12 protein-coding genes and 1 pseudogene are annotated in these 15,122 nt (G+C 64.1%); 8 read left to right on the top strand and 5 right to left on the bottom strand.

Annotated features, from left to right (window positions below):
• Positions 1–79: 79 nt before the first annotated feature.
• From blaOXA to D3227_RS30450, 3 genes and pseudogenes are all read left to right on the top strand, one after another.
• A pseudogene (blaOXA, locus tag D3227_RS30460) lies at positions 80–897 on the top strand (class D beta-lactamase).
• A gap of 109 nt (positions 898–1,006) precedes the next feature.
• Positions 1,007–2,983, top strand: coding sequence for a threonine--tRNA ligase (thrS, locus tag D3227_RS30455; RefSeq protein ID WP_120017917.1), 1,977 nt, complete (start codon positions 1,007–1,009; stop codon positions 2,981–2,983).
• 76 nt (positions 2,984–3,059) lie between these two features.
• Entirely contained in the window at positions 3,060–3,998 is a 939-nt protein-coding gene (locus tag D3227_RS30450) for a lysophospholipid acyltransferase family protein (protein WP_120017941.1), read from the top strand.
• An 11-nt stretch (positions 3,999–4,009) separates the two neighbouring features.
• Here the strand turns inward: D3227_RS30450 and D3227_RS30445 are convergent, their stop codons facing one another.
• Positions 4,010–4,975 carry a hypothetical protein gene (locus D3227_RS30445; protein WP_120017916.1) on the bottom strand — a complete coding sequence of 322 codons (966 nt, stop codon included), beginning with the start codon at positions 4,973–4,975 and terminating at the stop codon, positions 4,010–4,012.
• A 154-nt stretch (positions 4,976–5,129) separates the two neighbouring features.
• Between D3227_RS30445 and D3227_RS30440 the strand changes: the two genes are divergently transcribed.
• Genes D3227_RS30440 through D3227_RS30430 form a run of 3 tightly spaced genes read left to right on the top strand, consistent with a single transcriptional unit; the run spans position 5,130 to position 7,023 of the window.
• Complete coding sequence (locus tag D3227_RS30440; RefSeq protein ID WP_120017940.1) at positions 5,130–5,714, top strand: nitroreductase family protein; 585 nt, start codon at positions 5,130–5,132, stop codon at positions 5,712–5,714.
• A 7-nt stretch (positions 5,715–5,721) separates the two neighbouring features.
• A complete protein-coding gene (locus D3227_RS30435) occupies positions 5,722–6,330 on the top strand; it encodes a flavin reductase family protein (protein ID WP_120017915.1) in 609 nt (202 codons plus the stop codon).
• 18 nt (positions 6,331–6,348) lie between these two features.
• Positions 6,349–7,023 (top strand): methyltransferase family protein, encoded by a 675-nt coding sequence (locus tag D3227_RS30430; RefSeq protein ID WP_120017914.1) that lies wholly within the window; start codon positions 6,349–6,351, stop codon positions 7,021–7,023.
• Positions 7,024–7,035: 12 nt separating this feature from the next.
• Here D3227_RS30430 and D3227_RS30425 read toward each other — a convergent pair whose 3' ends face one another.
• Positions 7,036–7,917, bottom strand: a complete 882-nt coding sequence (locus D3227_RS30425) for an HpcH/HpaI aldolase/citrate lyase family protein (RefSeq protein WP_120017913.1) — start codon at positions 7,915–7,917, stop codon at positions 7,036–7,038.
• Positions 7,918–7,920: 3 nt separating this feature from the next.
• Positions 7,921–8,373 (bottom strand): MaoC family dehydratase, encoded by a 453-nt coding sequence (locus D3227_RS30420; RefSeq protein WP_120017912.1) that lies wholly within the window; start codon positions 8,371–8,373, stop codon positions 7,921–7,923.
• 150 nt (positions 8,374–8,523) lie between these two features.
• Between D3227_RS30420 and D3227_RS30415 the strand changes: the two genes are divergently transcribed.
• The gene (locus D3227_RS30415; protein ID WP_120017911.1) at positions 8,524–9,645 is read left to right on the top strand and encodes a DUF2336 domain-containing protein; all 1,122 of its coding nucleotides are present in this window, start codon (positions 8,524–8,526) and stop codon (positions 9,643–9,645) included.
• 144 nt (positions 9,646–9,789) lie between these two features.
• Here D3227_RS30415 and D3227_RS30410 read toward each other — a convergent pair whose 3' ends face one another.
• Both D3227_RS30410 and parE read right to left on the bottom strand, forming a co-directional pair.
• On the bottom strand, positions 9,790–11,847 hold the full coding sequence (locus tag D3227_RS30410; protein WP_120017910.1) for an FUSC family protein: 2,058 nt from the start codon (positions 11,845–11,847) through the stop codon (positions 9,790–9,792).
• Between the two features lie 44 nt (positions 11,848–11,891).
• Positions 11,892–13,946: a DNA topoisomerase IV subunit B gene (parE, locus tag D3227_RS30405; RefSeq protein WP_120017939.1), complete on the bottom strand. Its 2,055-nt coding sequence runs from the start codon at positions 13,944–13,946 to the stop codon at positions 11,892–11,894.
• Positions 13,947–14,179: 233 nt separating this feature from the next.
• Here parE and cpaB point away from each other — a divergent pair, with 233 nt between their 5' ends.
• Positions 14,180–15,109: a Flp pilus assembly protein CpaB gene (cpaB, locus tag D3227_RS30400; RefSeq protein ID WP_245451930.1), complete on the top strand. Its 930-nt coding sequence runs from the start codon at positions 14,180–14,182 to the stop codon at positions 15,107–15,109.
• Positions 15,110–15,122: the final 13 nt, after the last annotated feature.

Genomic DNA, 15,122 nt, shown 5'->3' with positions numbered 1-15,122 from the left:
GACTTCGAATTTGAGACAAAATCGAGACAAGACGACTCGCTAAATCCTCTCCTGCCCACCCGTCAGGAGAGAGACTGCCATGCGCCAGATAGACCGCCTTCCGTTCGTTTTTGCCATCGTTCTCTTCCTGCTGGCCTGGCTGCTTGGTTTTCCGATGCGGGCGCAATCCGCGCCGCTGGGCGATGTCGAATGCACGCTCATCCAGGATGCGGTGAGCGGCGAGACGCTTTATCGGGACGGCGTTTGCGATCAACGCTTCAGCCCGGCCTCGACATTCAAGGTGCCGCTGGCACTCATCGGCTATGACGCCGGTATCCTCAGCGACGAGCACACGCCGAGCTGGGACTATAAGCCCGAGTTCAATGCGGTGAAGCGGGACCATAAGATCGTCGATCCGACGATCTGGGAGCGCGATTCCGTTCTTTGGTACTCCCGCGAAATCACAAGCAGGCTCGGCAGCGAACGAACGCCGGCTACGTGTCGAAGTTCGGCTACGGCAATAGGGACGTCACCGGCGATGCCAGCAAGAATGATGGCCTGACCCATTCCTGGGTGAATTCCTCGCTCGAAATATCGCCGGTAGAGCAGACAGCTTTCCTGCGCCGGATGCTTGCCGGCAAAATGCCGGTGTCGGCCGGGGCTCATCAGATGACCAAGGCGATCATCCCGAGCTTCCGGGCCGGTGGCTGGGCGGTGCAGGGCAAGACCGGTAGCACGAGACTCGGCAGTGGCGGCACCGATAAGCGTTCGCTTGGCTGGTTCGTCGGCTGGGCCGCGAAGGATGGCCGCCGGATCGTCTTTGCCCGGCTGGTGGTCGACGAGAAGCCAACGGACACGCCCAAGGGTCCCAAGACACGGGCGGGGTTCTTGAAAGACCTGCCTGGCTTGATCAAATAGACGGAACGAGCGCTTTACGGCGCCGGAATCTGCCCATAAAAGACTGCCGCCGGACGCATCCGGCATTTCACCACCCGCGCTCGTTTGCGGGACTGGATAGGAGATAATTATGCTGAATTCCGTTTCCCTGACATTTCCCGATGGCTCCGTCCGCGACTACGAAGCGGCGATGACCGGCGCCGGCCTGGCGGAATCGATCTCGAAGTCGCTGGCCAAGAAGGCCGTTGCGTACGCCATCGACGGCGTCGTGCGCGATTTGTCCGACCCGCTTGGCAAGTCCGGCAAGGTCGAGATCATCACCCGCGAGGACCCGCGCGCGCTCGAACTCATCCGCCACGACGCGGCGCATGTGCTGGCCGAGGCCGTGCAGGAACTTTGGCCGGGAACGCAGGTGACCATCGGGCCGGTGATCGAGAACGGGTTCTACTACGACTTCGCCCGCAACGAGCCGTTCACGCCCGACGATTTCCCGGTGATCGAGAAGAAGATGCGCGAGATCATCCAGCGCAACAAGCCGTTCACCAAGGAAGTCTGGCTGCGCGAGAAGGCCAAGAAGGTGTTTGCCGACAAGGGCGAGCGCTACAAGCTGGAACTGATCGACGCCATTCCCGAGGACCAGGATCTCAAGATCTACGCGCAGGGCGACTGGTTCGATCTCTGCCGTGGCCCTCACATGGCCTCGACCGGGCAGATCGGCAACGCCTTCAAGCTGATGAAGGTGGCCGGCGCCTATTGGCGCGGCGACAGCAACAATCCGATGCTGACGCGCATCTACGGCACGGCGTGGGCCGACCAGGCGCAGCTCGATGCCTACCAGACGATGCTGGAGGAAGCCGAAAAGCGCGACCACAGGAAGCTCGGCCGCGAGATGGACCTGTTCCACTTCCAGGAAGAGGGGCCGGGCGTCGTCTTCTGGCACGCCAAGGGCTGGAAGATGTTCCAGAACCTGGTCAACTACATGCGCCGCCGCCTCGACGAGCAGGGCTACCAGGAGGTCAACGCGCCGCAGGTGCTCGACAAGAGCCTGTGGGAGACATCGGGCCACTGGGGCTGGTATCGCGATGCCATGTTCAAGGTGACGGTCGCCGGCGACGACACCGATGACGACCGGGTGTTCGCGCTCAAGCCGATGAACTGCCCCGGCCATGTGCAGATATTCAAGCACGGGTTGAAATCCTATCGCGATCTGCCTGTAAAGATTGCGGAATTCGGCAATGTGCACCGCTACGAGCCATCGGGTGCGCTGCACGGGCTGATGCGCGTGCGCGGCTTCACGCAGGACGACGCGCATATCTTCTGCACCGAGGAGCAGCTTGCCTCGGAATGCCTGCGCATCAACGATCTGATCCTGTCGACCTATGCCGATTTCGGCTTCGACGAGATCAGCGTGAAGCTGTCGACGCGGCCGGACAAGCGCGTCGGAACCGACGAGGCCTGGGATCATGCCGAGGCGATCATGAGCGGCGTGCTGGAAACGATCCGGACGCGCTCGGGCAACCGCATCAAGACCTCGATCAATCCGGGCGAGGGCGCCTTCTACGGTCCGAAATTCGAATATGTGCTGAAGGATGCCATCGGCCGCGAATGGCAGTGCGGCACCACGCAGGTCGACTTCAACCTGCCGGAACGTTTCGGCGCCTTCTATATCGGCTCGGATTCGGAAAAGAAGCAGCCGGTGATGGTGCATCGCGCTATCTGTGGTTCGATGGAGCGTTTCCTCGGCATCCTGATCGAGAACTATTCCGGCCATTTCCCACTGTGGTTCGCGCCGCTGCAGGTGGTGGTGGCGACGATCACCTCGGATGCCGACGACTACGCGATGAAGGTCGTGGGGCAACTAAAGGCGGCCGGGCTGCTTGCCGAAGCCGACCTGCGCAACGAGAAGATCAACTACAAGGTCCGCGAACATTCGCTGGCCAAGGTTCCGGTCATCCTCGTCTGCGGCAGGCGCGAGGCGGAGGAAGCGACGGTCAACATCCGCCGTCTCGGCTCACGCGACCAGGAATCGCTTGGTCTCGCCAATGCGATCGCGCAATTGAGCGAAGAAGCGGTGACGCCGGATCGCAGGCGCAAGCGCGCTGCCTGATCTACGACGAGATGGCGGTGGAGCGATCCACCGCCATTTTCACATGCCTGTCACGCCAAGCCTGTACGAGCCGTCCATGCTCAAGCTGAAACTGCGGGAAAGACCGTTTCCCGAGCTTTCCTACGCCAGTTCGCACCAGCCGGCGCTGACGCGCTGGTTCATCCATTCCATCGAAGGCCTGTCCGGGCGCGACCGCTTTGCCGCGCTCTATGATTTCTGGCGCCGGCAGGTGGCGCCGAGCGGCGAGCGCGTGTTCAGCCGCATGCTGGAACTGATCGACGTCAAGGTGCGGAGCGCCGATCAATGGCCGCCGGCAAAGCTGCCCGAGACGCCGCTGGTGATCGTCGCCAACCATCCGTTCGGCATTGGCGACGGCATCGCCGTGCTGTCGCTGGCCGAGCAGCTTGGGCGGCCGTTTCGCGTCATGATCCACAAGGATCTGCTCAAGATCCGCGAGATGGAACCCTATTCGCTGCCGATCGATTTTTCCGAGACCAAGGATGCGCTCAGGAACAACATGGCGGTGCGCCATGAGGCGGTGCGGCTGCTGAAGGAGGGCGTCACCATCGTCGTCTTTCCGGCCGGCGGCGTCGCCACCGCGCCGAAAGGCTTTGGCCGGGCGCGTGACCTGCCATGGAAGATGTTTCCGGCCCGTCTCGTCCAGGATGCCAGGGCATCGGTCATCCCGATGCATTTCTCCGGCCAGAACGGGCGGCTGTTCCACTTGGTCAGCGGTCCGATGAACATGGCCGAACGCGAGGGACGGGTGGCGAAATTTGTCGGCAAGGCGTCACTGACGTTGCGCATCTCGCTGCTCATCCACGAATTCGCACGGCTGTCCGGCAAGTCGATCGACGTGCGTGTCGGCGACGTTCTGAGCTGGAGCGAACTGGAGCCGCTGCGCGACCGCAAGGCGCTGCTGGAGCGCCTCTACCGTGGTGTCTTCGACCTGGCGCCGGCCACCCCGCGCGGTCGCGTCCACTTCCTGCCGCGGCGCATGCGCAAGGCCGCTTGATCGCAGGTGGCCTAATCGGCGCCTTCCTCGGGATCGATGGCCGAGGCTTCGGTGGCGAGAACCTCGATCTCCTGGTTCTGTCCGGCGACGACCGTGAAATCCTTCTGGTAGATACGGTCGCGGTTCTTGGCGATGATGGTGTAGTCGCCTTCGGCCAGCACCATCGAGGCGAAGGCGCCGACGGTTTCCTTGATCGGATCGCCGGATTCGTTGAGCAGCGACCAGGACGTGTCGGCGATCGCCTCGCCGCCGGCCTCGCGCACCAGCTTCATGGTCATTTCGGCCGCCCGGTGCTCGACAGTGGCCTCGGTCAGCTTGCCGGCCTCGACGCGGATGTCGGAGCGGATCACGGCATTGACCGAGCCATAGTTCGAGACGACGTGGTAGGTGCCGGCATTCAGCCGCACGACGCTGTTCGGTTCGACATCGGGGATGATCAGCGCGTGCTCGCCATTGGCTTCGGTGCGGCCTTCAAAGATCGAGAAGCGCAGTTTTTTCGGCGGAATATGCGCCCCGCCTGACAGGACGGCGTCGAGCTTGAGGCCGCCGGCGTCGAGCACCAGGCTTTCGCGCTTTGCCTCCTTGCCGACGGTGATGCGCTTGGTGGCGCCGGCGCGTCCGTAGGAAGCATGGACCAGATAGCTGCCGGGCTCGAGTTGGAATACGGCCGTGCCACCATGGGCGGAAGCCACCATCGGCAGCTTGCCGTCGCTCGCGGTTTCAGGCTTGAAGACCCGCCAGACGATACCGCGCGTGATGTCGGTGCCCTTGTCCGTCAGCTGCGCCGAGAGCGTGATTGCGCCGCCACTTCCCAACGCCAGCGACGTCTCGTTCTTGGGTGACGAATAGCTTGAGATTCCGGGAAGTTTGAGGTCGCTGATGCCATCCTTGGTCTGCGCGCAAGCAAGCGAAACCGGCGCCATGAACAGCGCGGCAGCGAGCCAGACCAGGAAAAGACGCAGTGTCCCCTCAAACATGCCTTGCGTTGAAGCCCAAGGCGGTGGCAATTTCAAGGCTTAAGAGTCTGATCCGCTCTGCCGGAGGCTCTTCCTTCCGGCGCGCCGCGCCAATGCCCGAGCCGCCCGATTCCCGATGGCGCGCTTCAGCTCACAGTTCAGGAGACTTGCGCCCATGGCGTCGCCCATCATCGACTTTCTGCTGACCCGAAATTCGGCGCCGATTCCCGAGCTGAGGGAGCCTGCGCCCGGCGACGCCGAGATCGCGACGATCATCGCCGCGGCCGCGCGTGTGCCAGACCATGGCCGGCTCGAGCCCTGGCGCTTCATCCTCTATCGCGGCGAGGCGCGCGTTGAGATCGGCAAGAAACTGGCGGCTCTTGCCGAACAGCGCGAAGGGCCGTTGCCGGAAGGCCGCCGCAACCAGGAATTGGCGCGCTTTTCGCGCGCGCCGCTGGTGATCGGCGTGGTGTCGATCCCCCGGGAAAACCCCAAGATCCCGCAATGGGAAATGTTCCTGTCCGGCGGCATGGCGGCGCTGAACCTGATGATCGCGGCCAATGCGATGGGCTATGGCACCAACATGATCAGCAACTGGTATTCCGACGTGCCGGAGGGCAGGGCGATCCTGGGACTGGCACCGCAGGAGCGCGTCGTCGGCTTCGTCCATATCGGCTCCTACCAGGGGCCGGCGCCGGAGCGGCCGCGGCCGGATCCGGCCAAGCTCTATGCCGATTATCAAGGGCCATGGGCGGGCTAGGGAGAAGATGTTCTACGAGCCGACGAAGGGGCATGGGCTGCCGCACGATCCGTCCAAGGCGATCGTGGCGCCGCGCCCGATCGGCTGGATTTCGACCCTGAACAGGGAAGGCAAGATCAACCTCGCGCCCTATTCCTTCTTCAATGCCTTTTCGACCCGGCCCTTCCTTGTCTGGTTTTCGTCCGAGGGCCAGAAGGACAGCGCCAGCTTTGCCGAAGAGACGGGCGAGTTCGTCGCCAATCTGGTCAGCCGTGAACTGGCGGAGAAGATGAACCGCACCGCGGTCGATGCGCCGCGCGGCGTCAGCGAGTTCGACTATGCCGATCTCGCCATGGCGCCGTCGCGCCTCGTCGCGCCGCCGCGCGTGGCGGCGGCGCCGGCTGCACTCGAATGCCGGGTGACGGAAATCCTGCGGCCAAGGGCACTCGACGGAACGCAAACGAGCGCCGTCGTGGTCGCCGGCGAGGTCGTCGGCGTGCATATCGACGATGCTTTCCTGAATGACGGCAGGTTTGACATCGTCAGGGCCGGCAATGTCGGCCGCCTCGGCTACATGGACTATTCAAGCATCAGCGACATATTTTCGATGCGGCGGCCGCGCTGGGGAAAAGACTAGCGGATCAGGAGGCATCTTATGATCTCGAAGTTGATCCTGCAGACGTTCGTGTGGTTCGGCGTCATGGGCGCCTTGCTCTTCCTGTCGGCCGGCACGCTGAACTGGCCGGGAGCCTGGCTGTACCTGGTGGTGATGGTTGGGCTCAGCCTTACCTTGGGCGTGTCGCTGGCCCGGCGCGATCCCGGCCTGATGAATGAGCGGCTGAGGCCACCCATCCAGAAGAATCAAACCGCAGCCGACAAGATCCTGCTGAGCGTGCTGCTGCTCGCCATATTTCTCTGGCAAGTCCTGATGGGGTTCGACTTCCGCTTCGACTGGTCGGCGGTTCCAATATGGGGACAAGTGGTCGGCACGGCAGTGCTGCTGATCGGGATCTGGATCTGCTACCGCACCATGCTGGAGAACAGCTTTGCGGCGCCCGTCGTGAAGATCCAGGAAGAACGCGGACAGCACGTCATAACCACGGGTCCGTACAGCTACGTCCGTCACCCGATGTATGCCGGCGCCACCATCTTCTTCGCCGGCACGGCACTTCTGCTTGGCTCCTGGTGGGGGCTGGCGTCGGTGCTCGTGTTCGTCGTTCTCCTGGCCATACGCACCTTCATCGAAGAGAAGACACTTCGGACCGGCCTGCGGGGCTATGACGACTACGCGGCAAAGGTCCGCTACAGGCTGGTTCCGCTGGTCTGGTAGCGGATCGAACGTCTAAGCGGAAATCCCTGCGGCCCGGGCACGCGCCAGCAGACGCTCGGCCAGCCGCAGATGCGGCCGGTCGACCATCTTGCCGTCAATACCGACCACGCCGGGATTTCCGGCCGCCGCGAAGGCCTCGACGACTGCCTGGGAGTGTTTCACGGCTTCCTCTGACGGCGTGAAGGCGGCATTGATCACCGGCACCTGTGCTGGATGGATCGCCATCTTGCCGGTGAAGCCGTCGCGCTCGGCCTCGATGCATTCGGCTTCGAAGGCGGCCATGTCGCGAAAATTCGGAAAAACCGTGTCGATCGCGGCGACCTCGGCCGCGCCGGCGGCAAGGATTGTCATGCTGCGGGCGAGGCGAAAGACATCGGTGTAGCGGCCGTTTTCGTCGCGGGCAGTGCGGGCGCCGATGGCCGCCGACAGATCCTCCGCGCCCCAGGTCAGGCCGGCAAGCCGCGCGCTGGCTCCGGCATAGGTCGCGGCCGCCAGCACGCCGGCGGCCGTCTCGGTGATGATCGGCAGGATTTTGATGCCGCCATCCGGCAAGCCGTTCTCGGCCTCGTGCACCCTGAGTTTGGCCGAAAGCTGCTGGACATCCTGGCCGCTGTTCGACTTCGGCAGCATGATGCCGTCCGGTTTCGCCGGGACCAGGGCCGCGAGATCATCGTCGGTCAGGCCGGTCGATAGATCGTTGACGCGCACATAGATGGCAGACCTCGTCTGCTGCCTTTGGCTGGCGATGAAGCTGGCCGCAGCCGCGCGTGCCGCCGGCTTGTTGGCGGCAGCGACGGAATCTTCGAGGTCGACGATGACCACGTCGGCGCCGGCCCCAAATCCCTTTTCCAGTTTCTTTTCGGAATCGCCTGGAATGAAAAGCAGCGAACGCATCGCTCAGGCCGCCTTTTTCATCATCATTGCCTGGCGCGTGCATTTGGCAACAAGGATGTCATCCTGGTTATAGGCGCGATGTTCGAACTCGACGATGCCGCGATCCGGCTTGGATTTGGACTCGCGAACCGAAACCACCGTGGTCTCGACGCGAATGGTATCGCCGTGGAAGACCGGATGCGGAAACACGGTTTCCTTCATGCCGAGATTGGCGACGGTGGTGCCTACGGTGATGTCGTTGACCGAAATGCCGATCATCAGCCCCAGCGTGAACAGCGAATTGACCAGCGGTCTGCCCCATTCGCTCTTGGCGGCGAAGTCGAAATCGATATGCAGCGGCTGCGGGTTCAGCGTCATCACTGAAAACAGCATGTTGTCGCTTTCAGTCACGGTCTTGCGCAGCGTGTGCTGGAAGACATGGCCGACGACGAACTCTTCCAGATAAAGCCCGGCCATGGTCGATCTCCTCGTTCCCGTTGCTTGATAGGCGTTGGCCGCGGCTCCATCAAGCCGGTTAAGGAACATGGTGAACGCTTCGTAAACCATTTCAGGCCTACGTTTCCATCGGGGCCAGGCGCGTTCTGGCAAGGGGCGTAAGCAGGCGGCATGGTAGTTTCGCACTTTCTGAAATGGATTGACACGGCGCGGGTCTCCGAGCGCGCCGCCGCGGCCAGTGCGCTGGCCCGTGCCTACATCAATTCCGACCTGCCCTTCGAGGACCGATGCGCCGCCGAGGCCGCGCTGACGCTGCTGCTCGACGACGCGTCGTCGAAGGTTCGGCTGGCGATCGCCGAAGCGCTGTCGATGAGCCACCACGCGCCGCTGCAGATCATCAGCGCGCTCGCCTCCGACCAGCCGGAAGTGGCCGCCTTGGTGCTGGCGCGTTCGCCGCTGCTTACCGACGCAGACCTGATCGACCGGGTCGCCGGCGGCCAGAAGGCGACGCAGAAGCTGATCGCCGACCGGCCTGTCGTATCCATGTCGCTGGCGGCCGCCATCGCCGAGATCGGCGAGCCGGAAGCTTGCGCCGTGCTTCTCGCCAACAGCGGCGCCGCCATTGCCTCGCTCAGCTTTCGCCGCATGGCGGAACGGCACGGCCACCTCGCGCTGGTGCGCGAGGCGCTGATATCCGACGCGCGCCTGCCCGCCGATTGCCGGCATATGCTTTTGGTCAAGCTCGGCGAAACGCTCAAGACATCGCCGCTGGTGCTGGCGCTGATGGGCGCCGCCCGGGCCGATCGCGTCATGCGCGATGCCTGCGTCAAGGCTTCCGTGACCCTGATCGAAGGCACGCGCGCCGAGGAGCACGCCGCGCTGATCGAACATCTGAGGCTGCGCGGCGACCTCACCGCAAGCTTCATCATCCGCACCATCGCGCATGGCAAGGTCGACTTCTTCGGCTCGGCGCTGGTGGCGCTTGCCCAGCAGTCCGAGCAACGGGTGCGGGCGCTGCTCGCCGGCGGGCACGACGTCGCGCTGCAAGCGCTGTTCCGCAACGCCGGCCTCGCTGCCGCTACCCACGGCATCATCCTGCGCGCGTTGAAAGTCTGGCGCGAGGTGGCCAACGGCAAGCGCGTCGCCGGGGTGCAGGAAGTCAGCTGGCTGATGCTGAAGGAACTCGGCGGCCAATCCGCCGAAGGCGATCTCGCCGGGCTGGTGAAATCGATCCATCTTGAGGCGCTGCGTGAAAATGCGCGCGGCCATGCGCTGGCGATAGCAGCCGCCTAGGGTGTGCCGATATTCAGGTGACGCCGGCCAGCAAACGATGACTTCCTGCGCTTCCGGTGCTCATATGTGGACGGCCCCCCGGTTCTCGGAAGCCATCGTTTTCGGCTCGGCCTGACCTGAATCTCAACACGCCCTGTGCCGCGCCTAGGCCTTTGCGAAAAAATCCGGAAAGTCCTCGATCGCCGCTGCGATGATGCGCAGTGATGCCGCGACCTGCAGCATCTCGACCGCGTCGCTGCGCTCGGCGATGCCGGCGGCATATTGCCTGGCGACGGCGATAGTCGCGGTTTGCGGCTCGCCCGGTCTGCGAAACAGCAACTCGCGTGCCAGCCCGCGCAGGAAGTTGGTGATCGAGAGCACGGTCTCGGGCGGGATCGCTGCATTTTGCTGGGCGCCACGCAGCCGCAGGATTTCCAATCCGACGGTGACGGCGGCAATGCTGCCACCCAGGACGGCATCGCCTTGCCTGCCGGTGCGCTGCAGCTGCGGCATCAGCTGGTTGACCCGGTCATAGGCCAGGCTCTCGAAGGCCGACCGCCGCGGCATGCGCTCATGCAGGCAAAGGCGCGCCAAATCCTCCCGCATCGCTCGCAGGATGCGGTTGACGGTGACCCAGGGGTCGGCGGGCAGCACGACGATGAAGACGCCGATCGCCAGCAGAATGCCGACCAGGATCGACGCCGACCCGGCGAAGAACGGCCCGGGGTCGTAGGTCATGGCCTGATGCGGGCTGAGGAAGGCGAGGAAGTTGATGGCGAAGGCGGTGGCTACGCCAACATAACGCGGATTGGCCATGCCAAGTGCTGCCGGCACCATGATCGGCACGACGAAGACCACGAACCAGCCGAAGCCGGGCAGGGCTGGAAGGGCGACCTGACCGACGAAAAACGCAAAGGGCAGCGCGAGGAGGGTTCCCTCGAAAAAACCCCAGGCAGAGTCGACGGGATCGGGGCGGGCGGCGAACAGGCTGGAAACGACTGCGACGAGAATGACTGTGCCCGCCGCTTCCGACCATTTCGTCGCCAGCCAGAAGGCTGCCACCAGCAGCGTGGCAAGGGCCGCGCGCACGGCATTGCGCCAGGCGGCGTGGTAGTCGCGGTGCACGACAAGCGCCGGCTGGCGCCGGTCGCGGGAGGGGCGGGAAACGGGCGAGCGGAGCGCATCAAGGCCGCGCAGCACCTGCTTCAACGCCTCGGCGAAATCGGCGGCGATGGTGAGGCGGGTGATCGTGCCGACCCTGTCGCCATCGGGATTGGCAGGCAGGTCCGGCATCTGCCGCGCCTGACTGGCGATCGCATCGAGCCGCGCGACCCACGGTCCGGTATCGTCCAGTGCGCCCGGCTTCGTCGCCAGTTCGCCGACAAGGGCTTGCAATTCGCTACGCACGGGGATCAGCGCCGCGTTCTTCGGCGCGGCATGGGAATGCAGCGCGCGTGCCGCCGACAGCGCCCACAGAAGCTGTCCGATCGTGCGCCTGACCGGGTGGGCGCGGGTGGCGAAGCTTGGCGCTTCGAGCCTGGCATAGGTGCGCATCTCGGCGAGCGTCTGGGCGTCGGTGATCAGCTTGCGTTGGAGACTGGCAAGCGTTGCCGCATCGCCACCGGAAAAGGCGCCGCTGGCATAGGTGGCGAGATCGAGAATGCTGCGCTTCAGCCTGGAGATGATGGCGTCGGCCGCCAGTTTCGGCAGGATCAGCCGGCTGGTCGCACCGGCGCAGACAATGCCGAGCACGATTTCGGCACAGCGCGCGACGGCGAGATCGACGACGTAGTGCGGCTGCCCGAAAGCAGGGAGCCCGATGATCATCGCGGTGTAGCCGGCAAGGGCGGCGCCGTAGGCTTCCGGATTGCGCAGCAGCGACGAGACCAGCGTACAGAGCCCGATCCACACGGCAAGCGCGGTGACCAGCAGCCAGGGATTGGTGCCGAACAGAGAGGTGATGCCGATCGCCGCCAGGCCGCCGGCCAGCGTGCCGAGCAGCCGGTAGAAACCTTTCGCCAGCACCATGCCGGCGACAGGCTGCGCGACTATGAACACGGTCATCATCGCCCATTGCGGGTGGTCGAGCTTGAGCGCGTAAGCGGCGAGAAGCGCGATCAGGCCGGCCAAAACCGTGCGCAGGGCGAAAATCCAGTCCGAGCGCGTCGGCTGCGTTGGCCCCACCAAACTAGTTTCGAAGCTCTTCAGCTGCGCCCAGATCACAAGCTGGTCTCCGTATCAGAAGCGCAGGCTAGGCCGGCCGGCGCTCAGATATCCAGCACTTCCGTCGCGGCGAATTCGGCGCGTTCCTGGATGAAGCGGAAGCGGGCTTCCGGCTTGGTGCCCATCAGCTCATCGACCCTGTCCTTGGTGGCTGAATCGATTTCGTTCACGTCGACCCTGAGCAGCGTGCGCTTCCTCGGGTCCATGGTGGTTTCCTTGAGCTGCGCGGCCATCATCTCACCCAGGCCCTTGAAGCGGCCGATCTCGACCTTGGCGCGGCCGGTGAATTCGGTGCGCAGAAGTTCGTCCTTGTGCGCGTCGTCGCGGGCATAGCCGACCTTGCCGCCCTGGCGAATCGAATAGAGCGGCGGCACCGCCAGATAGAGATGACCGCCGCGGATCAGGTTCGGCATCTCCTGAAAGAAGAAGGTGATCAGCAGCGAGGCGATGTGGGCGCCGTCGACGTCTGCGTCGGTCATGATGATGACGCGGTCGTAGCGCAAATCCTCGTCGCGATATTTCGATCGTGTGCCGCAGCCCAGCGCCTGGATCAGGTCGGAGATCTGCTGGTTGGCGGCAAGCTTGTCGTTGCCGGCGCTGGCGACGTTGAGGATCTTGCCGCGCAATGGCAGTACCGCCTGGCTGGCGCGGTCGCGCGCCTGCTTGGCCGAGCCACCGGCTGAGTCACCCTCGACGATGAAGAGTTCGGCGCCGGCGGCGGCATTCTGCGTGCAATCGGCGAGCTTGCCGGGCAGGCGCAGCTTGCGCACAGCGCTCTTGCGCGACACTTCCTTTTCCTGGCGCCGGCGCACCCGCTCGTCGGCGCGCGCGATCACCCATTCTAGAAGTTTTGAGGCTTCCTGCGGATTGTCGGCGAGCCAATGGTCGAACGGGTCGCGGATGGCGGTCTCGACGATGCGCACCGCCTCGATCGTCGCCAGCCGGTCCTTGGTCTGGCCGACGAATTCGGGCTCGCGGATGAACACCGACAGCATGCCCGCGGCCGAGATCATCACGTCTTCCGAGGTGACGATCGAAGCGCGCTTGTTGCCGATGAGATCGGCATAGGCGCGAAGCCCGCGGGTCAGCACGTTGCGGAAGCCGGCCTCGTGCGTGCCGCCTTCGGCGGTCGGGATGGTGTTGCAGTAGGAGTTGATGAAGCCGTCGCCGCCGAACCAGGTCACCGCCCATTCGAGCGAGCCATGGCCGCCTTGCTTGTCGCTCTTGCCGGCAAAGATTTCGCGGGTGACCTGGAACTCGTCGCCGAGCGATGCCTTGAGATAGTCCTTGAGGCCACCTGGGAAGTGGAACTCGGCCTTGGCCGGCGTCTGATCCTTTTCCTTGATCAGCGAAGGATCGCAGCTCCAGCGGATCTCGACGCCGCCGAACAGATAGGCCTTCGAGCGAGTCATGCGATAAAGCCGCGCCGGTTCGAACGCGGCACCCTTGCCGAAGATCTGCTCGTCGGGATGGAAGCGGATTTTCGTGCCGCGCCGGTTGTGCACCTCGCCGAGCTGCTCAAGGCCGGTCACCGGAATGCCGCGCGAGAATTTCTGCCGATAGAGCTGCCGTCCGCGCGCGACCTCGACCTCGAGATGATCGGACAGCGCGTTGACCACGGAGACGCCGACGCCGTGCAGGCCGCCGGAGGTTTCATAGACCTTCGAGTCGAACTTGCCGCCCGAATGCAGCGTCGTCATGATGACTTCGAGCGCCGGCTTCTTGAACTTGGGGTGCGGGTCGACCGGAATGCCGCGGCCATTGTCGGTAACCGAGAGATAGCCGTCGGCGGAGAGTTCGACATCGATGAAGGTGGCGTGGCCGGCAACCGCCTCGTCCATCGAATTGTCGATGACTTCGGCAAACAGATGGTGCATCGCCTTGTCGTCGGTGCCGCCAATATACATGCCAGGCCGGCGCCGCACCGGCTCCAGCCCTTCCAGCACCTCGATATCGGCGGCGCTGTAGCTCTCGCTGCCGTCACGCGAGGCGGCCGGACGCTTCGCCGCCTGCACCAGCGGATCGGCAGGCCGCGTCGGTGCGCGAGCCGGTTGCGGCTGCTTGTCCAGATCGCGAAAAAGGTCGTTGTTGTCGTCCATGCTGACCATAAAGTCCGGGGCTGCGAATCACCCCGCGATACTGCCACGCTTTTGGCGGGCGAACGAGGTTCCTGTTCCGTTCAGGGATCAAAGTGTCTCTTATTCCAAAACCATTCGATAACCAAGCCGGCGGAAATAGGTCGATGCGCGCATTGCGGCGTTCCTGAATCTTTAACAATGACGCCTAGCGTAAGCGTCAACGAACAAAAGACCACGGACGTCAGGGGTTTAGCGTGAGGGGCAAGGCCATAACCATGATCGGCATCGCCGCCGTTTTCGGCGCGATCTCGATCTTTGCCGCGGATTTCTGGGTCAAGAGCCAGGCGAAGGCCGATTCCGAGGAAAAAACGGCGTCGATCGTGGCGCCCGCCGCACCCAAGGTCGAGTTCAAGACCATCGTGGTGGCGAATGCGCCGCTGCGCTACGGCATGCAGATCGAGCGGGCTCAGCTCAGCGAAATCCCGTGGCCGCAGGATTCCCTGCCGCAAGGCGCCTTCACCACCATCGGATCGTTGCTTGACGACGGCAGCCGCGTGGTGCTGTCGCCGATCGAGATCAATGAGCCGGTGCTGCTCACCAAGCTGTCCGGACCGAATGGTCGTGCGACGCTGTCCAACATGCTGTCGCCCGGCATGCGGGCGGTGACCATCCGCACCGACGAAATCGCCGGTGTCGGCGGCTTTGTTACGCCTGGCGACCGGGTCGATGTCGTTTTGACGCGCGATGCCGGCGAAATCCAGGAAGTGGCCAAGAACGCGCAGGGTGCCGCCGGTTCGACCATCACCTCCGAAATCGTGGTGTCCGATGCCAAGGTGCTGAGCGTCGGCCAGGGCGCCGACGAGCGGCAGACCGCTCCGCAGGTCGCCAATTCCGTGACCCTCGAGGTGACGACAGACGGGGCGCAGAAAGTGGCGCTGGCCCGCACCGTGGGCACCTTGTCGCTGTCGCTTCGTTCGGCCAGCGAAGACGGCGCCGGCAAGGATGGCCTGACTACTATATCGTCCTTCGGCGGGTCGGTCGCAGCCAACGTCCAGGCGGCCGCAGGGTCGCTGTTCAATGCGGCCACCAAAGAGCCAGAGAAGCCGAAGTTCAAGACGATCATCGTAACGCGCGGCACGCAGGCCGAGGAATACAAGGTTCCTTCGAAGGACCTGAAACAATAACCGGTGGGGACCG

This window comes from Mesorhizobium waimense (genome assembly GCF_003601975.1).
Taxonomy (GTDB): Bacteria; Pseudomonadota; Alphaproteobacteria; order Rhizobiales; family Rhizobiaceae; genus Mesorhizobium; species Mesorhizobium waimense.
This window is presented reverse-complemented; position numbering and strand designations above follow the sequence as displayed.

What these genes read in the sequence shown, in the direction of transcription:
- thrS (WP_120017917.1), top strand. Translation starts at nt 1,007, where the DNA reads ATGCTGAATTCCGTTTCCCTGACATTTCCCGATGGCTCCGTCCGCGAC.
- D3227_RS30450 (WP_120017941.1), top strand. Translation starts at nt 3,060, where the DNA reads ATGCTCAAGCTGAAACTGCGGGAAAGACCGTTTCCCGAGCTTTCCTAC.
- D3227_RS30445 (WP_120017916.1), bottom strand. Translation starts at nt 4,975, where the DNA reads ATGTTTGAGGGGACACTGCGTCTTTTCCTGGTCTGGCTCGCTGCCGCG.
- D3227_RS30440 (WP_120017940.1), top strand. Translation starts at nt 5,130, where the DNA reads ATGGCGTCGCCCATCATCGACTTTCTGCTGACCCGAAATTCGGCGCCG.
- D3227_RS30435 (WP_120017915.1), top strand. Translation starts at nt 5,722, where the DNA reads ATGTTCTACGAGCCGACGAAGGGGCATGGGCTGCCGCACGATCCGTCC.
- D3227_RS30430 (WP_120017914.1), top strand. Translation starts at nt 6,349, where the DNA reads ATGATCTCGAAGTTGATCCTGCAGACGTTCGTGTGGTTCGGCGTCATG.
- D3227_RS30425 (WP_120017913.1), bottom strand. Translation starts at nt 7,917, where the DNA reads ATGCGTTCGCTGCTTTTCATTCCAGGCGATTCCGAAAAGAAACTGGAA.
- D3227_RS30420 (WP_120017912.1), bottom strand. Translation starts at nt 8,373, where the DNA reads ATGGCCGGGCTTTATCTGGAAGAGTTCGTCGTCGGCCATGTCTTCCAG.
- D3227_RS30415 (WP_120017911.1), top strand. Translation starts at nt 8,524, where the DNA reads ATGGTAGTTTCGCACTTTCTGAAATGGATTGACACGGCGCGGGTCTCC.
- parE (WP_120017939.1), bottom strand. Translation starts at nt 13,946, where the DNA reads ATGGACGACAACAACGACCTTTTTCGCGATCTGGACAAGCAGCCGCAA.